This window comes from Dactylosporangium sp. NPDC005572, assembly GCF_040605515.1.
In the GTDB taxonomy this organism is placed as follows: Bacteria; Actinomycetota; Actinomycetes; order Mycobacteriales; family Micromonosporaceae; genus Dactylosporangium.
Genome location: NZ_JBEXCY010000019.1, coordinates 85,015 through 101,305 on the forward strand (window position 1 = coordinate 85,015; position 16,291 = coordinate 101,305).

At 74.4% G+C, this 16,291-nt stretch carries 15 protein-coding genes and 1 pseudogene; 3 read left to right on the forward strand and 13 right to left on the reverse strand.

Translation table 11 applies throughout. The annotated features are described in order from the left end of the window. The 5 genes and pseudogenes from ABZS66_RS12950 to steA form a co-directional block, all read right to left on the reverse strand. Positions 1-1,013: glycosyltransferase family 4 protein (locus ABZS66_RS12950; RefSeq protein ID WP_354757303.1), on the reverse strand; the 1,013-nt coding region annotated here is incomplete at its 3' end. Positions 1,014-1,015: 2 nt separating this feature from the next. Beyond that, positions 1,016-2,587: a lipid II flippase MurJ gene (locus ABZS66_RS12955; RefSeq protein ID WP_354757304.1), complete on the reverse strand. Its 1,572-nt coding sequence runs from the start codon at positions 2,585-2,587 to the stop codon at positions 1,016-1,018. Between the two features lie 296 nt (positions 2,588-2,883). Next, positions 2,884-3,696 (reverse strand): annotated as a pseudogene (locus tag ABZS66_RS12960) (hypothetical protein); the annotation flags it as partial. Continuing rightward, positions 3,686-4,630 (reverse strand): copper transporter, encoded by a 945-nt coding sequence (locus ABZS66_RS12965; RefSeq protein ID WP_354757305.1) that lies wholly within the window; start codon positions 4,628-4,630, stop codon positions 3,686-3,688. The pseudogene ABZS66_RS12960 and the gene ABZS66_RS12965, both read right to left, overlap by 11 nt. A gap of 17 nt (positions 4,631-4,647) precedes the next feature. Next, positions 4,648-5,820 (reverse strand): putative cytokinetic ring protein SteA, encoded by a 1,173-nt coding sequence (gene steA, locus ABZS66_RS12970; protein WP_354757306.1) that lies wholly within the window; start codon positions 5,818-5,820, stop codon positions 4,648-4,650. 194 nt (positions 5,821-6,014) lie between these two features. On the opposite strand from steA, the gene ABZS66_RS12975 reads away from it, so the two are divergent. Further along, complete coding sequence (locus tag ABZS66_RS12975; protein WP_354757307.1) at positions 6,015-6,227, forward strand: PASTA domain-containing protein; 213 nt, start codon at positions 6,015-6,017, stop codon at positions 6,225-6,227. Here the strand turns inward: ABZS66_RS12975 and ABZS66_RS12980 are convergent. The 6 genes from ABZS66_RS12980 to ABZS66_RS13005 form a co-directional block, all read right to left on the reverse strand. Next, positions 6,224-6,844, reverse strand: a complete 621-nt coding sequence (locus ABZS66_RS12980) for a VTT domain-containing protein (RefSeq protein ID WP_354757308.1) — start codon at positions 6,842-6,844, stop codon at positions 6,224-6,226. The genes ABZS66_RS12975 and ABZS66_RS12980 overlap by 4 nt on opposite strands. A 418-nt stretch (positions 6,845-7,262) precedes the next feature. Then, complete coding sequence (gene recN, locus ABZS66_RS12985; protein ID WP_354757309.1) at positions 7,263-9,020, reverse strand: DNA repair protein RecN; 1,758 nt, start codon at positions 9,018-9,020, stop codon at positions 7,263-7,265. 38 nt (positions 9,021-9,058) lie between these two features. Next, a complete protein-coding gene (locus ABZS66_RS12990) occupies positions 9,059-9,952 on the reverse strand; it encodes an NAD kinase (protein ID WP_354757310.1) in 894 nt (297 codons plus the stop codon). Continuing rightward, positions 9,949-10,740 carry a TlyA family RNA methyltransferase gene (locus ABZS66_RS12995; RefSeq protein ID WP_354757311.1) on the reverse strand — a complete coding sequence of 264 codons (792 nt, stop codon included), beginning with the start codon at positions 10,738-10,740 and terminating at the stop codon, positions 9,949-9,951. Before ABZS66_RS12995 ends, ABZS66_RS12990 begins: the two co-directional genes overlap by 4 nt. A gap of 15 nt (positions 10,741-10,755) precedes the next feature. Further along, positions 10,756-10,950, reverse strand: coding sequence for a hypothetical protein (locus ABZS66_RS13000; protein WP_354757312.1), 195 nt, complete (start codon positions 10,948-10,950; stop codon positions 10,756-10,758). A 32-nt stretch (positions 10,951-10,982) separates the two neighbouring features. Continuing rightward, positions 10,983-11,606: a hypothetical protein gene (locus ABZS66_RS13005; RefSeq protein ID WP_354757313.1), complete on the reverse strand. Its 624-nt coding sequence runs from the start codon at positions 11,604-11,606 to the stop codon at positions 10,983-10,985. Positions 11,607-11,725: 119 nt separating this feature from the next. On the opposite strand from ABZS66_RS13005, the gene ABZS66_RS13010 reads away from it, so the two are divergent. Further along, complete coding sequence (locus ABZS66_RS13010) at positions 11,726-12,064, forward strand: SCP2 sterol-binding domain-containing protein (RefSeq protein WP_354757319.1); 339 nt, start codon at positions 11,726-11,728, stop codon at positions 12,062-12,064. Here the strand turns inward: ABZS66_RS13010 and ABZS66_RS13015 are convergent. Beyond that, complete coding sequence (locus ABZS66_RS13015) at positions 12,061-13,062, reverse strand: HAD-IIA family hydrolase (protein WP_354757314.1); 1,002 nt, start codon at positions 13,060-13,062, stop codon at positions 12,061-12,063. The two genes, ABZS66_RS13010 and ABZS66_RS13015, sit on opposite strands and share 4 nt — an antisense overlap. Next, on the reverse strand, positions 13,055-14,290 hold the full coding sequence (locus tag ABZS66_RS13020) for a hypothetical protein (RefSeq protein WP_354757315.1): 1,236 nt from the start codon (positions 14,288-14,290) through the stop codon (positions 13,055-13,057). Before ABZS66_RS13020 ends, ABZS66_RS13015 begins: the two co-directional genes overlap by 8 nt. Positions 14,291-14,842: 552 nt before the next feature. On the opposite strand from ABZS66_RS13020, the gene ABZS66_RS13025 reads away from it, so the two are divergent. Further along, a partial coding sequence (locus ABZS66_RS13025) for a hypothetical protein (RefSeq protein ID WP_354757316.1) occupies positions 14,843-16,291 on the forward strand: 1,449 nt, incomplete at its 3' end.

Consider the following 16,291-nt stretch of genomic DNA (forward strand, 5'->3'; position numbering starts at 1 on the left):
GTGGCGGCCTGCGCGAGGCCCTTGCGGCCCAGCTCCTCCCGGGCGCCCGGGTCGTCGAGCAGCTGCTCGACCGCGTCCGCGATCCCGTCGACGTCGTGCGCGGCCACCAGGCGGGCGGCGGAGCCGACGAGGTCGGGGACGCCGCCGACCGCGGTCGACACCAGCGGTACACCGGCTGCCATCGTCTCCTGCACGAACAGGGGCTGGCCCTCCCACACGCTGGTCGCCACGACCAGGTCGGCCGCGGCCAGCAGGTCGGGCACGTCGTCGCGGTAGCCGAGCAGGCGCACCGGCGCGTGCTCGACGGAGATGCGCTGGGCGAGCGGCATGTACGACGGGCCGCTGCCGGCGATGGCGACGTAGGGCGGCGGGTCGCGGTGGCGCCAGCGGGCGGCCGCGGCGACGAGCGTCTCGAAGCCCTTCTGCGGGTGCAGCCGGCCGGCGGCGAACACGAGCGGCTGGCCCGGCTCGACGCCCAGCTCCTCGCGGACGGCCTCCCTGCCGCGGGCGGGCGGCGGCAGGACCGACGCGGGCACCTTGGCCAGGCGGACGTCCTTCCCGCCGAGCTCGCGGACCCGCTCGACGAGGTCGGTGGAGACGCCCAGGGTCACGTCGGCGGCCCGGGCGACCCGGCGTTCGAGCGGGTGGTACAGCCGGGCCCGCAGGCCCTTGGCCAGCACCAGGTTGTGCCAGGTGACGACGAGCGGGACGCCGGCGGGGCGGGCGAGCGCGGCGACCAGGCCGGCCCGCAGGCTGTGCGCGTGGATGACGTCGACGCCCCGCAGCTCGCGGCGCAGCGCCCGCACGGCCAGGACGTCACCCGGCTGGGGGTTGGCCGGGATCTCGACCGGCACGAATGTGGCGCCGTGCTCGGCGAAGCGGAACTGCTCGCCGGTCGCCGCCGGGCCGTGCACGCTGACCTCCGCGCCGTGCGCCACCAGGCCGTCGACCAGCATGGCGACGTGCCGCCCGGTGCCGCCCGTGCTCGTGGCCAGCACCAACGCGATGCGCACGATCAGCCCTTTCTCTTGACGAGTCGCCGCAGGGCCGGGCGGTCGGCGACCGCCACCCCGGCGAGGAAGACCACCGCCACCACGACTCCGCACAGCATGCCCTGCGCAGCGGCCCCGCCCGCACCGGGGGTGCTGATCGCGCCACGGATGGCGAGCCCGGCGACGACCGCGACGGCGCCCGACACCACGGATGCGGCGGCGGTCCGGGCGACGCCGGCGAGCGCCGGCGCACCCGCCTTCCTGAGGATGGCGAACAGCAATGCGGCGCCGAGCACGACCATCCCGGCCGAGTTCGCCGCGGCGAGCGCGGGCACCCGGTCGGCGACCGGCAGGGTGACCGCGAGCAGCAGCGCGACGCCGGCCGCCGCGGCCCAGCCGAGCGCGGTGGCGGCCGCGGCCGGGTAGGCGTTGGCCCCGGCGTACAGGGCGCGGGACAGCAGGGCGAACAGCCCGTAGCCCAGCAGGCCGGGGGCGAACCAGGCGATCGCCCCGGCGAGCGGCCCGATGGCGGGCGGATGGGAGGACGCGGCCGCCAGCAGTACCGCGATCGGCCGGGCCAGCACGATGAGCCCGGCGGCGCCGAGGGCGGTGAGCAGCACGACGCTGCGCACGGCCGGCGCCAGGACCCGCGCGAACCCCTCCCGGTCGCCCGTCGCGCCGTGCTCGGCGAGCGCCGGGTAGGTCGTGGTCGCCACCGGCACGGCGAGGACCGCCCAGGGCAGCAGGAAGATCGTCTGGGCCAGGCTGTAGACGACGATCGCCCCCTCCCCCGCGTAGCTCGCGAGGCGGATGGCCAGGCCCAGCACGAGCTGCTGGGTGCCGACGGTGACGATGCCGGCGACGGCGAGCGGGCGCAGCGTGCGGACCGTCTCGACGGGCAGCCGGGTGGCCGGGCGGACCCGCAGCCCGAGGCGGCTCACCGGGGCGACCAGGCAGAGCGAGAGCACGGCGACGGCGAGGGTGGTGCCGCCCGAGAGCAGCAGCAGGTGCCCGTCGCTGACCTGCCCGAGGTCCGCGCCGCGGCCGGCGAGCAGGCCGAAGGCGACGTAGACGGTCATCACCGTCAGGCTCGACAGCAGGGGTGCGATGACCGGCCAGGCGAAGCGGCGGTACGTCTGGAGCGCCCCGGTCAGGACGATGCCCACGCCGTACAGCGGCAGCTGGGGCGCGAAGATCCGCAGCATGTCCGCGCCCGCGTCGACGACCTCGGCCGGCTGGCCGTCGGTGAGCAGGCCGACGAGGGGCCGGGCGGCGAGGGCGGTGACCAGGGCGATCGGGGTGAGCAGCAGGACGACCCAGGTGAGCAGGGCCGACACCGTCCGGCCGACGGTCGCGCGGTCCGCCTTGGCGGCCGGGGCGGCGAGGAGGGGCACGATGAGGCTGGCGAGGGCGCCGCCGGCGACGAGCTCGAAGATGATGTTGGGGATCGTGTTGGCGGCCTGGTAGGCGTTGCCGAGGTAGGTGGGGCCGACGGACCAGTTGAAGACGAGAATGCGGGCAAATCCGGCGAGTCGGCTCAAAACGGTGAGTCCGGCGACGAGGACCGCCGCGCCGAACAGCCGTTGTGCGGTCACCCGCGCGGATACGGCCGCGGCCTGCGCCGCCCGTCCGGGTCTTCGGTGTCGGCGTCCGTTTCGAAGTCCGTCGCGAAGCCCGTTTCGAAGCCCGTCTCGAAGCCCGTTTCGACGTCCGTTTCGGGTCCCCACAGCGCTTCCCGGGCCTGACGGTCGTCCATGCCCGCCAGCATCTCGCGCGCCTCGCGGTCGGCCGCCACGTCCCAGAGGGCTTCCTCGGCCCGCTCCTCCGCGGCCGCCCGCGGGTTCCCGGCCGGGCGGCGGCCCCACTGGTCGATGCGGTGCAGCAGGGCGTTGCGCTCGATGACCTTGGTGAAGCTGACTTTCTCGCTCGCCGCGGTCAGCGCGACGATCCCGGCGAGGGCGGCGGCGCGGCCGAAGGTGCCGGTGCGGGCGGTGTACGCGGTGCCGAGCAGCGCGCCGAGCGCGTTGGCCCCGGCGTCGCCGAGCATGATCTCCTCGTCGAGGTCGGCCGGCAGCAGCGCGCCGGCCGCGCCGAGCGTCCCGGCCGCGATGCCGCTGCCCGCGAGGGGAGCACCGGCGAGGAAGCCCGCCTTGATGGCTCGGCCCGGGCGCAGGTCGAGCAGGTTGAACAGGTTCGCGGCACCGGCGATGACCCCGGCGCCGAGCAGCACGTCGACCGCCCGCTTGCGGGGCAGCAGCGCGGCCGCCACCAGGCCGGCCGCACCGACCCCGGCGATCTTGACCAGGCCGCTGGTGACGCGGCCCTCGCGAAGCGCGCCGACGTGGCCGCGGAAGCCCTTGGCGGCGTGCTCGGGCCGCCCGCCGACCAGGTCGTCGTAGAACCCGACGGCGCCGGACCCGAGGCCCGCCACCGCGGTCGCGGCCACGACCCTCCCGGTCGCGCCTTTAGTGGCGGCGCCGTTGCGGGTCGCGGCCTTGCGGGTGGGGGGCTTGCTCGCGGCCGCGCCCACCATGGCGCCGGCGGTGGCGCCCAGGGCCAGGGCCGGGCCGCCGGCCAGGGAGACCGTGCGGCCGCGGAAGTTGGTGCGGTCGAGCGCCGGGTTGCCGGCCAGGGCGCGCACGGAGGCGCGGGCGACGGCGCCGCCGACCGGTCCGGCCAGCAGGCGGAGCAGCTTACGAACCATTGGCCGCGCTCACCGTCTTCGGCAGGAGGCTGGTCGCGCCGTCGCCGATCCCGTAGTGGCCGGTCTTGCCGCCCAGCCGTTCGACCAGGGCCATGACCGCGGCGACCTGCCCGTACGCCGTCACCGCGTTGTCGACCGTGGACACCGACTTGGCGATCGAGGCGTCACCGCGGACCGACGACACCAGGCCGTTGGCGGAGAGGCCGGCGACCACGACCTTCCCGGCCAGGTCGAAGCGGCCGGCGATGGTCAGCGCGGCGGCGTTGCGCTCCTTGGCGTCCTTGCCGCTGGCCGGCGCGCCGGCGACGATGACGACCGCCTCGGCCGGGGCCTTGAAGTCGCCGTCGAGGCCGATCACGCCATTCTTCTCGTAGGCGCTGAGCACCCCGCGGGTGCCCTCGACCTGCGTCGCGCCGGACTTGCCGACGAGCACCGCGGCGAGCAGCGCGGCCGACGTGTCGACCCCGTTGGACTCGGCCGGCAGGGCCCCGCTGACGGCCGGCGGCGCCGACGAGTCGGCCATGCCGAGCAGCAGTTCGCTGCTGGTCGCGGCGGTGAACTTCTCCTTGATGGTGAGCGTGCCGGCGATCTTGGCGCCGGCCGTCTCGAGCGTGTCGGCGATGCCCTCGGTCGCCGCGTCGACGTCGTCGTCGCTGCCCTCGAACTTGACCAGGAGCACGTTGCGGTTGGCCAGCTTGCCGTTGAGCAGCATCGGGGCGACCTCGGTCGCGAAGTCGGCGTTCTTCTTCAGCTCGGCCCGCGACTGCTCCAGGTCGTCCCGGAGCTGCTGTTTCTCGTCCGTGATCTTGTTGACCTGGTCGTTGAGGTTCTCGGCGAGCGGTCCGTTGGCCGCCGCGGTCCCCACGACGAGGCCGATGGCGAGCGCCAGGAAGACGGCGGCCAGCGACACCACGTGGTACCGGAAGTTGATCACAACAAATCGCCCGTCTACTACGAGAACAGCGTGAAGATCAGGTTGTCCCACCACTCGGCGATGACGCTGAGGTACGCCCGCCCGATCGTGGTGACAGCCAGGGCGGCGGCCATCGCGGCGATCGCGGACGCGAGCAGCAGGATCAGCGACGAGCCGGAGAGGCTCTGCCGGTACAGCCGGGACACACCCTTGGCGTCGACCAGTTTGCCACCGAGCTTCAGCCGCGTCAGGAAGGTCGAGGCCATGCCACCCCGGCCCTTGTCGAGGAACTCGATCAGGGTGTTGTGGGTGCCGACCGCCACCAGGAGCGACGCCCCCTTCTCGTCGGCCAGCAGCATCGCGATGTCCTCGCTGGTCGCGGCGGCCGGGAAGGTGATCGCCTCGACCCCGAGCCGCTGCACGCGGGCCAGGCCGGGCGCCCGCCCGTCGGGGTACGCGTGGACGACGACCTCCGCGCCGCAGCGCAGCACGTCGTCGCTCACCGAGTCCATGTCGCCGATGATCATGTCGGGCGTGTACCCGGCCTCGACCAGCGCGTCCGCGCCGCCGTCGACGCCGATGAGGACCGGCTTGTACTCCCGGATGTAGGGGCGCAGCACGTCGATGTCGGCCTTGTAGTCGTACCCGCGCACGACGATGAGGCAGTGCCGCCCGGCGATCTCGGTCTGCACCTCGGGCACGCCGACGCCGTCGAGCAGCAGGGCGCGCTCCTGCTTGAGGTACTCCATCGTGTTCGCGGCGAACGCCTCGAGCTGCACCGACAGCCCCTCGCGGGCGTCGGCCATCGCCTCGGCCACCGTGTCGGCGTCCTGCCGCACGCCCTTGGCGACGGCCTCCTCGCCGGCGTAGACGGTGTCACCCTCGATGCGGACCACGTCGCCCTCGCGCAGGCGGTCGAACAGCTCCTCGCCCAGGTCGTCGACGAGCGGGATGCCGGCCTTGATCAGCCCTTCGGGCCCCAGGTTGGGGTAGCGGCCGGAGACCGACGGCTTCGCGTTGAGCACCGCCGCCACTCCGGCCGCCACGAGCGAGTCGGCCGCGACCCGGTCCAGGTCGACGTGGTCGATGACCGCGATGTCCCCCGGACGCAGGCGACCCACCAGGCGTTTCGTCCGCCGATCCAGCCGCACGGCGCCACCGATGACACCCGGCTCGGCGGGCCGGGTGCGGCGTAGAGTTGGTCGTCGCATCGCATCCATCCTGGCATGGACCTGTCCGGAAAGCCGCGCGCGACATGTCCACGACCAGGTAGAACGCCCTTTTCGGCGCTCGACGTGACGCCCGTCACGTCCCGGCAGTGTCAACCAGCCGACAGTCGGCCCGCGTATTTGCGACGCTCCCCGCCCCCTCAGGTCTGTAGAGGGACCATCGTGAGGAGCGCCTGATGGAAACATTGTCGTCGATCCGCTTGACCCGCGTGCCCACTCTGGCCGGAAAAACCCCGGCCGAGGCCGCCGCCGCCCTGCGCGCCGCCGGCCTGGAGCTGGGCGTGATCCGCGAGATCGGCGCCTCCACGAGGCCCACGGTCCGCGAGCAGTCGACGCTGGCCCAGACGGTGGCCCCGGTGGGGACGAGGGTGAACCTGCTGGTCGGCTAGGACTCCTCGGCCTCGGGCTCGGTCATGTCGGTCTCCGCCGGTGGCGGCGGCGACCAGCGCCGGACGAGCTCGGCGAACCCGAGGAGGAGGGCGGCACCCGCGTAGGCGAGCAGCAGCGCCTTCCACGGCCGCCCCTGGAAGAAGATCCCGCAGGTGTACCCGATGAGCCCGGCCATCGTCGCCCACACGCTCACACCGACGGCCGTCCAGGCCTGGAAGCGCAGGGCCGGGTAGCCGACCACCCCGGCGGCCAGCGCCGAGGCCGACCGCCCACCGGGCAGGTAACGCGCGAAGACGAGCACCTGCCCGCCCCGGCTCGCGAGGGTGCGGCTGGCCCAGGAGTAGGCCGCCATCCCCCGGGCCTTGCCCTGCAGCCGCCGCAGCACCCCGGCCCCGGCCCGCACCCCGATCCGGTACGACACGACGTCCCCGGCAAAGGCCCCACTGGCCGCCGCCGCGATGACGAGCGCGATGGCGGGATGCCCGGTCTCGGCGGAGGCGACGGAGACCGCGATCAGGGTGGACTCACTCGGCGACAGCGGCACGATGGCGTCGAGCCCGGCCACGACGAACACGATCACGATGATCCAGGGCGAGGCCGCGACGGTGTCCACCACAGCGCGCAACCTACGGCGACGAGACGAACACCAAGCGGCCCGACGTTGACGGCACGAGGTCAACTCACCCGCCGTCAGGGAAGAAGCCCCCGGAGTCGGCCACGCCACCCACCACGGCGCCGACCCACCGCGAACACGCACCCCCGTCAAGCCCACCGCGACCCACGACGGACCCGGCCACCACGGCGAGCCCCACCGCAACCTCGCGGCGAACCCAGAGCCGCCACGGCCCGCAAGCTCATGCCCAACCGTCACCCACGTCGACGCCGGCCCACCGCGAGCCGCACTCTCCAAGCCCACCGCACCCCACGACGGACCCAGCCACCCCCGGCCGGCAAGTCCGCCGCGGACCCGAAGCCCACGACGAACACCCCCGGCGGGCACACCCCTCCCCCGGAGCGGCCCCCGGAGGCACAAGCTAGTGCGCCGCCTTCTCCCGGTCCGCGACCGACAACAGCTCCTCCGCGTGCGCAATACCGAGATCCGAATCCGGCAACCCGGCCAGCATCCGAGCCAGCTCCCGAGCCCGGTCCGTGTGCTCCACGACGGTCACCCCACTCGTGGTGACCGCACCGCCGGTGTCCTTCGCCACCACCAGATGCCGGTCGGCGAACGCCGCCACCTGCGGCAGGTGCGTCACGACCAGCACCTGATGATCCCGGGCCAGCCGCGCCAGCCGCTTGCCGATCTCCACGGCGGCCGTCCCGCCGACACCCGCGTCGACCTCGTCGAAGACCAGCGTGGGCGGCCCGCCGACCCCGGCGAACACGACCTCGATCGCGAGCATCACCCGCGACAGCTCACCACCCGAGGCGCCCTTCTGCAGCGGCTGGGCCGGCGCGCCCGGGTGCGGCAGGAGCCGCAGCTCGATGTCGTCGGCACCGTCGGACCCGACGCCGCAGTCGGCGCCGGTCGGCGTCGGGACGGTCGGGCCGTTGCCGGCCGGCTTGGGCGCGACGACGACCTCGATGCGGGCGTGCGGCATGGCCAGCCCGGCCAGCTCGACGGTCACGTCCGCGGCGAACCGGCCGGCGGCCTCGCGGCGCGCGGCCGAGAGCACCGTGGCCAGCTCGGCGACCTCGCCATGCAGCCGCTGCCGCTCCCGGTCGAGCTCCTCGAGCAGCTCGTCGGAGGTGTCGAGCTCGGCGAGCTTGGTGCGGGCGTTGTCGGCCCAGGCGACGACCCCGTCGACGTCCTCGGCATACTTCCGGGTCAGCCCCCGCAGCGCCGCCCGCCGCTCGTACACCTCCTGGAGGCGCCCCGGGTCGGCGTCGAGCGAGGCCAGATAGGTGCCGAGCTCGGTCGACACGTCACCGGCGAGCGTGGCCACCTCGTCGAGGCGCGCGGCGAGCTCGCCGAGCACCCGATCGACGCTCGACTGGGCCTCCAGGGTGCGGCGGGCCGTCGAGATGAGGCTCAGCACGTCGGCGACGTCGTCGCCCTCGCCGGTGCCGGCCAGGGCCACGTGCGCCAGCTGGGCCGCGCTGCGCAGCCCCTCGACGTGCTCGAGGCGCTGGGCCTCCTCGCGGAGCAGCTCGTCCTCGCCGGGCTGCGGGTCGACGCGGCTGATCTCGTCGAGGCCGAGCCGCAGCAGGTCGGCCTCCTGCGAGCGCTGCCGGGCGTTGGCGCGGCGGTCGGCGAGGTCGTCCTCGACGGCCCGCCACCGCTGATAGAGCTCGGCGAAGCGGCCGAGCAGCTTCTCGTGCTCCGGCCCCGCGTAGCGGTCGAGCGCGCCCCGCTGCTCGGCCGGGCGCAGCAGCCGCAGCTGGTCGGACTGGCCGTGCAGCGCGAACACCCGCTCGCCGACCTCGGCCAGGACCGCCACGGGCACCGTGCGCCCACCGACGTGGGCGCGGGAGCGGCCCTCGACCGTCAGCGTGCGGCTCATCAGCAGGGTGCCGTCGTCCTCGACCTCGCCGCCCGCCTCGGACACCCGGCTCTGCACGGCGGCGCGCACGTGCGCGGGCAGGGTCAGCCGGCCGTCGACCGTGGCCCGGCCCGGCTCGGCGCGCACCCGCCCCGCGTCGGCGCGGCCGCCGAACAGCAGGTTGAGGCTGGTCACGACCATGGTCTTGCCCGCGCCGGTCTCACCCGTGATCACGGTCAGGCCCGGCCCGAGGGGCAGCGTGGCGTCTTCGATCACGCCAAGTCCGGTAATGCGGAGTTCCTCCAGCACGTCAGAGACACTAGCTGCGAGGTACGACAGTTCTCCACTCAGCCGTGCCGTTTGTTGTGCCGCCAACCCTCGACCGGGAGACCGAACTTCGCCACGAGCCGGTCGGTGAACGGCCGCTCACGCAGACGAACCACGCGGACCGGCAACGCTCCCCGCCGTACCGTCACCGTCGATCCCGGAGCGAGATCCATGACCCGCCGCCCGTCGCACGACAGGAGGGCGAAGCTCGTGAACGGCTCGACGTTGACCGTGATCGTCGCCGACGGCGCGATCACCAGGGGCCGGCTGAACAGGGCGTGCGCGCTGATCGGCACGAGCAGCAGGGCCTCCAGCTCCGGCCACACGACGGGCCCGCCGGCCGAGAACGCGTACGCGGTCGAGCCGGTCGGCGTGGCGCACACCACGCCGTCGCACCCGTACCGCGACAACGGCCGCCCGTCGACCTCGACGAGCAGCTCCAGCATCTTCTCGCGGACGCCCTTCTCGACGGTGACCTCGTTGAGCGCCCACGAGTTCCCGACGAGCCGGCCGTCCTGCTCGGCGATGACGTCGATCGTCAGCCGCTCGTCGACGGTGTAGGTGCCCTCGACGACCTCCCGCACCGCCTTGTCCACGTCGCCGATCTCGGCCTCGGCGAGGAACCCGACCTTGCCGAGGTTGATCCCGAGCAGCGGCGCCTTGGCCGGCCGGGCCAGCTCCGCCGCGCGCAGCAGGGTGCCGTCGCCGCCGAGCGCGAACACGATCTCGACGCCCTCCGCGGCGGCCTCGCCACTCACCGGTACCGCGCGCGGGATGTCGAGCTCCGCCGCCTCCTCGGCGAGGACCCGCACGGTGAAGCCGTTGTCGACCAGATCCGCGGCGACGACCCGGGCGTGCTCGTTGTTGCTCGCCTTGCCGGTGTGCGCGACGAGCAGGGCCTCACGCGATGTCATGCACCCTCCACACAGGAAGCCACCGCCGCCGGGTCCACGGGCGGCGCGTCGCGGCGCAGCCACAGGAAGAACTCGACGTTGCCCGACGGGCCGGGCAGCGGGCTCACCGTCACCCCGGCCACGCCCAGCCCCAGCTCGGCGGCGGCCGCGGCCACGTCCAGCACGGCCTCGGTGCGCAGCTCGGGCGAGCGCACCACGCCGCCGTCGCCGACCCGCTCCTTGCCGACCTCGAACTGCGGCTTCACCATCGGCACCAGGTCGCCGTCCGGGGCGGTGCACGCGGCGAGGGCCGGCAGCACCAGCCGCAGCGAGATGAACGACAGGTCGGCGACGGTCAGCTGGCAGGGGCCGCCGATCGCGTCCGGGGTCAGGGTCCGCACGTTGGTGCGCTCGATGTTCGTCACGCGCGGGTCGGTGCGCAGCGACCACGCGATCTGGCCATAGCCGACGTCCACCGCGACGACGGAGCCCGCGCCCCGGCGCAGCAGCACGTCGGTGAACCCGCCGGTCGAGGCGCCCGCGTCGAGGCAGCGGCGCCCCTGGACCGGCAGCCGGTCGAACGCGTCGAGCGCACCGGCGAGCTTATGGCCACCCCGCGACACGTACTCGTCGCCGGCGACCTCCACCACTCGCACCGGGTCGGCCGGGTCGACCTGCGCGGCGGCCTTGGCCGCGACATTGCCGCGCACCTCGACCCGCCCCTCGGCGATCAGCGCGGCCGCCTGCTCCCGGGACCGGGCCAGCCCGCGGCGCACCAGCTCCGCGTCGAGTCGGGTCCGGCGCGCCATCCTGCCTGCAGCTCCTCAGCGTTCTTCGATCGTGCCCAGCGTCTCCTGGAGCGTCCGGTGGACGTCGGCGTAGACGGACACCTGTTGCTTCAGCGGAAGCGACGCTACCTCGCGCAGCGACTCGACCGCCGCCTCGACCCGCCCGAGGCTCGCCGCGCCGGGCGGACCGGGCAGCGGACCGGGGGTCGGGCCGGGGGTCGGACCGGGCACTGGACCGGGCGTCAGACCCGGCACCGGCGCGGTCACGACGCCGTCTTCCGCGGCGCGCGCGTGGCCTTCTTGACCGGCAGCTTGGCGGACGCGGGCCCGGCCTCGGACGCCGCGGCGATCTGCTCGACGGCGGCCTTCGCGGCGACCTTCTTCGCGGGCGCGCTCTTCTTCACCGGCACCCGCTTCGCCGGTGGCGGCGTGACGGGCGCCACAGCCTTCTTCGCCGCGGTCCGCTTCGCGACGGCCTCGGCCCCGACCGGCGCCGCCGTCTTCTTCGCCACTGTGCGCTTCGCCGGGGCTGCCGCCGGCGCCGGCGGCTTGGCCACCGGCTCCTCGATCGCGGGAGCCGCCGTCGTGGCCGCCTTGAGCTGCGCCTCCAGCTCGTGGACCCGGGTGGTGAGGGCCGACACCTCGTCGGCGGTGGCCAGGCCGACCGCGCCGAGCGCCCGGTCCAGCTCGTACCGCACCAGCTTCGTCACCGCCTCACGGTTCGACGAGCCGGCCTTCAGCAGGTCCTCGGCCATCGTCTGGAGCTGCTCCGCCGTCGCGCCGCTCTTGCCGACGAGGCGCCGCACCGTCTTGGTGGCCTTCTTCGTCGTCGCCTCGGTCATGCCGTAGGCGAGTTCCAGGTACGCCCGCCATGCTTCCTGCGCCATATTGCGTCTCTCCTCCAAGTGGTGTACGGCCTTCACGCTACCGGGCGGTTCAGGGCGGCGTACGGTACCGTCGGTTTCCACGTGTTACAGCGTCCGCAATGGACGGAACGGGGGATCGGATGGCCACGGTCGAGGAGTGCCGAGCGGCGCTGCAAAAACTTGGGGCGAAGCTCGCCGCCAACGCCGCCGAGGCGCGCGAGAAGCTCGACTTCGATCGGTCGCTCGCCTGCCGCGTCACCGACCTCGACATCGCGTTCCACGGCCAGCTCCAGGGCGGCCAGATCGCCGGCCTCACCGACGGCGACGACCCCCGCGCGAAGATCAAGCTCACCGCGTCGAGCGACGACCTGGTCGCCCTCGTCAACGGTGAGCTCAACGTCATGTCCGCCTGGACCAGCGGCCGCATCAAGATCGACGCGGGGGTCTTCGACCTGCTGAAGCTCCGCAAGCTCCTCTAGGCGAGCTTGAGCCGGCGTAGGGCGGCCTCCGCGGGCTCCCCGGAGGCGACGATCGGCCGCACCTCCCCGGCCGCCCATGCGACCGCGCAGAGCGCCGTGAGCGCATCGACAGGACGCCCGTCGCCGGACAGCTCCCACGACCCGTCGAGCTCCTTGACCTGCCATCGCTGCTCTTGTACCGGCTGGGCCCGCTCGAACAGCCCGCCCAGGTCCTCGGCGACGAACGTGGGCCGCTGCTCGACCGGCGCCGCGAGCAGCTCGGCGGCGTCGGACACCCCGGTCAGCACGAGCAGGCTGTCCATCCCGGCCCGGTAGGCGCCCTCGATGTCGGTGTCCAGCCGGTCACCGACGACGATCGGCCGGCTGGCGCCGCGCTCCCGGGCGGCCTCCAGGAAGAGCCCCGGGTCGGGCTTGCCGACGATCATGTCCGGCTGCCGCCCCAGCGCCGTCGCCAGCGCGACGACCAGCGACCCGTTGCCGGGCAGCGGCCCACGCGGCGACGGCAGCGTCTTGTCGGCGTTGGTCGCGATCCAGTCGGCGCCGCCGCGGATCGCCACGGAGGCGTCGCCGAGGTCGCGCATCCGCACGTCCGGCCCGTACCCCTGCACGACGACCCGCGCCTCCGCGGCCTCCGTGACGGGCGTGAGCCCGACGGCGGTGACCTCCTCGCGCAGCGCCGGCGCGCCGAGGATGAGCACCGGCGTACCGGCCGGGTACCGCTCGGCGAGCAGCAGCGCCGTCGCGTGCGCCGACGTGACGACCTCACCGGTCTCGGCCGGGATGCCGATCCGGGTCAGCAGCCCGGCGACGTCCTGCGGCAGCCGCGAGGCGTTGTTCGTCGCGTACGCGCTGGGGATCCCCCGCTCGCGCAGCCGCGCACACGCCTCGGCCGCACCCGGGATGACCTGGTCGACCAGGTACAGCACCCCGTCGAGGTCGAAGATGACCAGGTCGTAGTGCCCGACGAGGTCCCCGCCGTCCGCCTGCCCGTCAGCCACGGGGCCCGCGCTCCTCCCGCTCGTCGTCCCCGTTCACCGTCGCGGCGTCGCTGCCGTCGTCCTTGCCGTCGTCCTTGCCGTCGGGGTCGCCGTGGTCGCTGTCGAGGTCGTCGTCCGGCTCGGCAGCACTGTCGCCGCCGTCCTGGCCGTCATCGTCCTCGTCCTCGCTGTCGGCGGCGTCGCCGTCCCGCTCGTCGTCGTAGTCGTCTTCGTCGTCTTCGTCGTCTTCGAGATCGTCGTCGTCCTCATCGTCGAGGTCGTCTTCGCCCTCGTCGTAGTCGTCGTCCTCGTCGTCGTAATCGTCCTCGTCGTCATCGTCGTCATCGTCGTCATCGAGGTCGTCGTCTTCGTCGTCGTCATCGTCGAGGTCGTCGTCGTCGCGATCGTCCTCGTCGCGATCGTCGTCCTCGTCGTCGTCGTAGTCGTCGGCGTCGCGGTCTTCGTCGTCGCCTTCGTCGTCGCCTTCGTCGTCCTCGTCGTCGGCGGCCCGGTCCCGGAACTCGTCCCCGGCGTCCTCACCGGCCTCGTCGTCAGCCTCGTCGTCGGCGTCGCCGCCGAGCACGATCCCGTCGAGCTCCAGCAGCCGCTCGGCGGCGTCGGTGCGCAGCTCCTCGTCCAGGTCGGCGGCCCGCGCGAACCACTCGCGCGCCTCTTCCCGCCGCCCGGCCCGCAGCAGCGCGTCGGCGTACGCGTACCGCAGCCGCGCCGCCCACGGCGCCTCCGGCGCCGACGTCAGCTCCCGCACCTGCAGCATCGCCACGGCGGCGTCGTTCTGCCCGAGGTCCCCGCGCGCGCCGGCCGCCACCATGAGCAGCTCGACAATCTCCTCGGCGGACAGCTTCTCCCGGTCCGCCTCCCGGAACATGTCGATCGCCTTCTCCGGCCGCCCGAGCGCCCGCTCGCAGTCGGCGATGATCGCGATGTGCGTCTCGCGCCCGGTCATCCGCCGGTACGTCCGCAGCTCCCCGAGCGCCGTCTGCCACTCGCCGGCGTGGTACGCGGCCAGCCCGGCCGCCTCCCGCACCACCGCCACCCGCGAGGCCTTGCGCCGCGCCACGAGGGCGTGCGCGAGCGCCAGCTCCGGGTCGGAGTCGATGAGCTGCCCGGCGGCCACGAGCCGCCGCGCCACCTCCTCCGCGACGGGCCGCGCGAGCGAGCTCAGCTCCGCCCGCACCTCCCGGTCCAGCTCCGACGGCGAGATGTCCTCGTCCAGCACCGGGTCGGACACCCGGCCCACAGCAGCCTCGGCGTCCTCGGTCCCGGCGAACCCGGGGTCGCTCAGCCGCGGCCGGTACCCACCGGCGTCGGTCCGCCGCAGCCCCTCGCTCCGCGGCTCGGCGGAGTCCCCGCCGCGGAACCGGTCGGACTGCCCGTCCCGCGGCTGCCGGTCCCGGAACCGGTCCTGCCGGTCCCCACCCCGGAACCCGCCGGCACGCTCCCCACGGAAGCCGCCGGCCCCACCGGAACGGCCGCCGTCACGGTCGCGGAAGCCACCCGGACGATCCCCACGGCCACCGCCGTCACGGTCCCGATGCCCGCCGGAGCGCTCGCCGTCGCGGAAGCCCCCGGAGCGCTCGCCCCGCGGCCCGCCGTCACGGTCCCGGAACCCACCGGACCGGTCACTCCGGAAGCCACCCTCACGGTCGCCACGGAACCCGGAGGGACGGTCCCCACGAGGTGCCCCGTCACGGTCGCCACGGAACCCGGACGGCCGATCCCCACGGGGCGCGCCATCACGGTCACCCCGGAACCCACCCGGCCGGTCGCCCCGGTCACCCCGGTGCCCGCCGTCACGGTCGCCACGGAACCCGGACGGCCGATCCCCGCGAGGCCCGCCATCACGGAACCCGGAGGGACGGTCACCCCGAGGCGCCCCGTCTCGGTCGCCACGGAACCCGGACGGCCGATCCCCACGAGGCGCGCCATCACGGTCGCCACGGAACCCGGAAGGACGGTCGCCCCGAGGCGCGCCGTCACGGTCACCCCGGAACCCACCCGGCCGGTCACCACGGTCGCCCCGCGGCCCGCCGTCGCGGAAGCCGCCGGTGGGGCGGTCGCCGCGGTCGTCGCGGCGGAAGCCACCCTGCGGACGGTCACCGCGGTCGTCACGGCGGAACCCACCCGAGGGCCGGTCGCCACGGTCGTCACGGCGGAACCCGCCCGAGGGCCGGTCCCCACGGTCGTCACGGCGGAACCCACCCGACGGACGGTCGCCGCGGTCGTCGCGCCGGAACGGCCGATCACCACGGTCGTCACGGCGGAACGGCCGGTCCCCGCCGTCACGGTCGCCGACGGGCCGGTCGCCGCGGTCGTCGCGGCGGAACCCACCCTGCGGCCGGTCACCACGATCGTCACGCCGGAACCCACCCGAGGGACGGTCCCCACGGTCGTCACGGCGGAACCCACCCGACGGACGGTCGCCGCGGTCGTCGCGCCGGAACGGCCGATCACCACGGTCGTCACGGCGGAACGGCCGGTCCCCGCCGTCACGGTCGCCGACGGGCCGGTCACCGCGGTCATCGCGGCGGAAGCCACCCTGCGGACGGTCACCACGGTCGTCGCGCCGGAACCCGCCCGAGGAGCGGTCACCCCGAAAACCACCCGAGGGCCGGTCGCCACGGTCGTCACGCCGGAACCCGCCCGAAGGGCGATCCCCGCGGTCGTCACGGCGGAAGCCGCCGGTGGGGCGGTCGCCGCGGTCATCGCGGCGGAACCCACCCTGCGGCCGGCCACCACGATCGTCACGCCGGAACCCGCCCGAAGGGCGATCCCCGCGGTCGTCACGGCGGAAGCCGCCGGTGGGGCGGTCGCCGCGGTCATCGCGGCGGAACCCACCCTGCGGCCGGTCACCACGATCACCGCGGTCACCACGGTCGTCGCGGCGGAAGCCACCAGCTGGCCGGTCGCCGCGGTCGTCGCGGCGGAACCCGCGGTCGCCGCCGGACCGCCCGCCGCCGGCGTGGCGGTCGGAGGGACGGTCACCGCGTCCAGCGCGGTCCCCGCCCGAGCGGTCCCCACGGGAACCACCGTCACGGTCCCTGCGCGGGCGGTTGTCGTTGCCGTCCTCTGGCGTCGCGTTCACGACTTCATCCTTCCCGAGCGGGGTCGACCACATGCGCGGGACCCCGCAGAAACGAGTCGAGGGCCGCCCAGCAGGGCGACCCTCGATCGAAAGTTTGTCCGGCGGCGTCCTACTCTCCCACACTCTCTCGGGTGCAGTACCATCGGC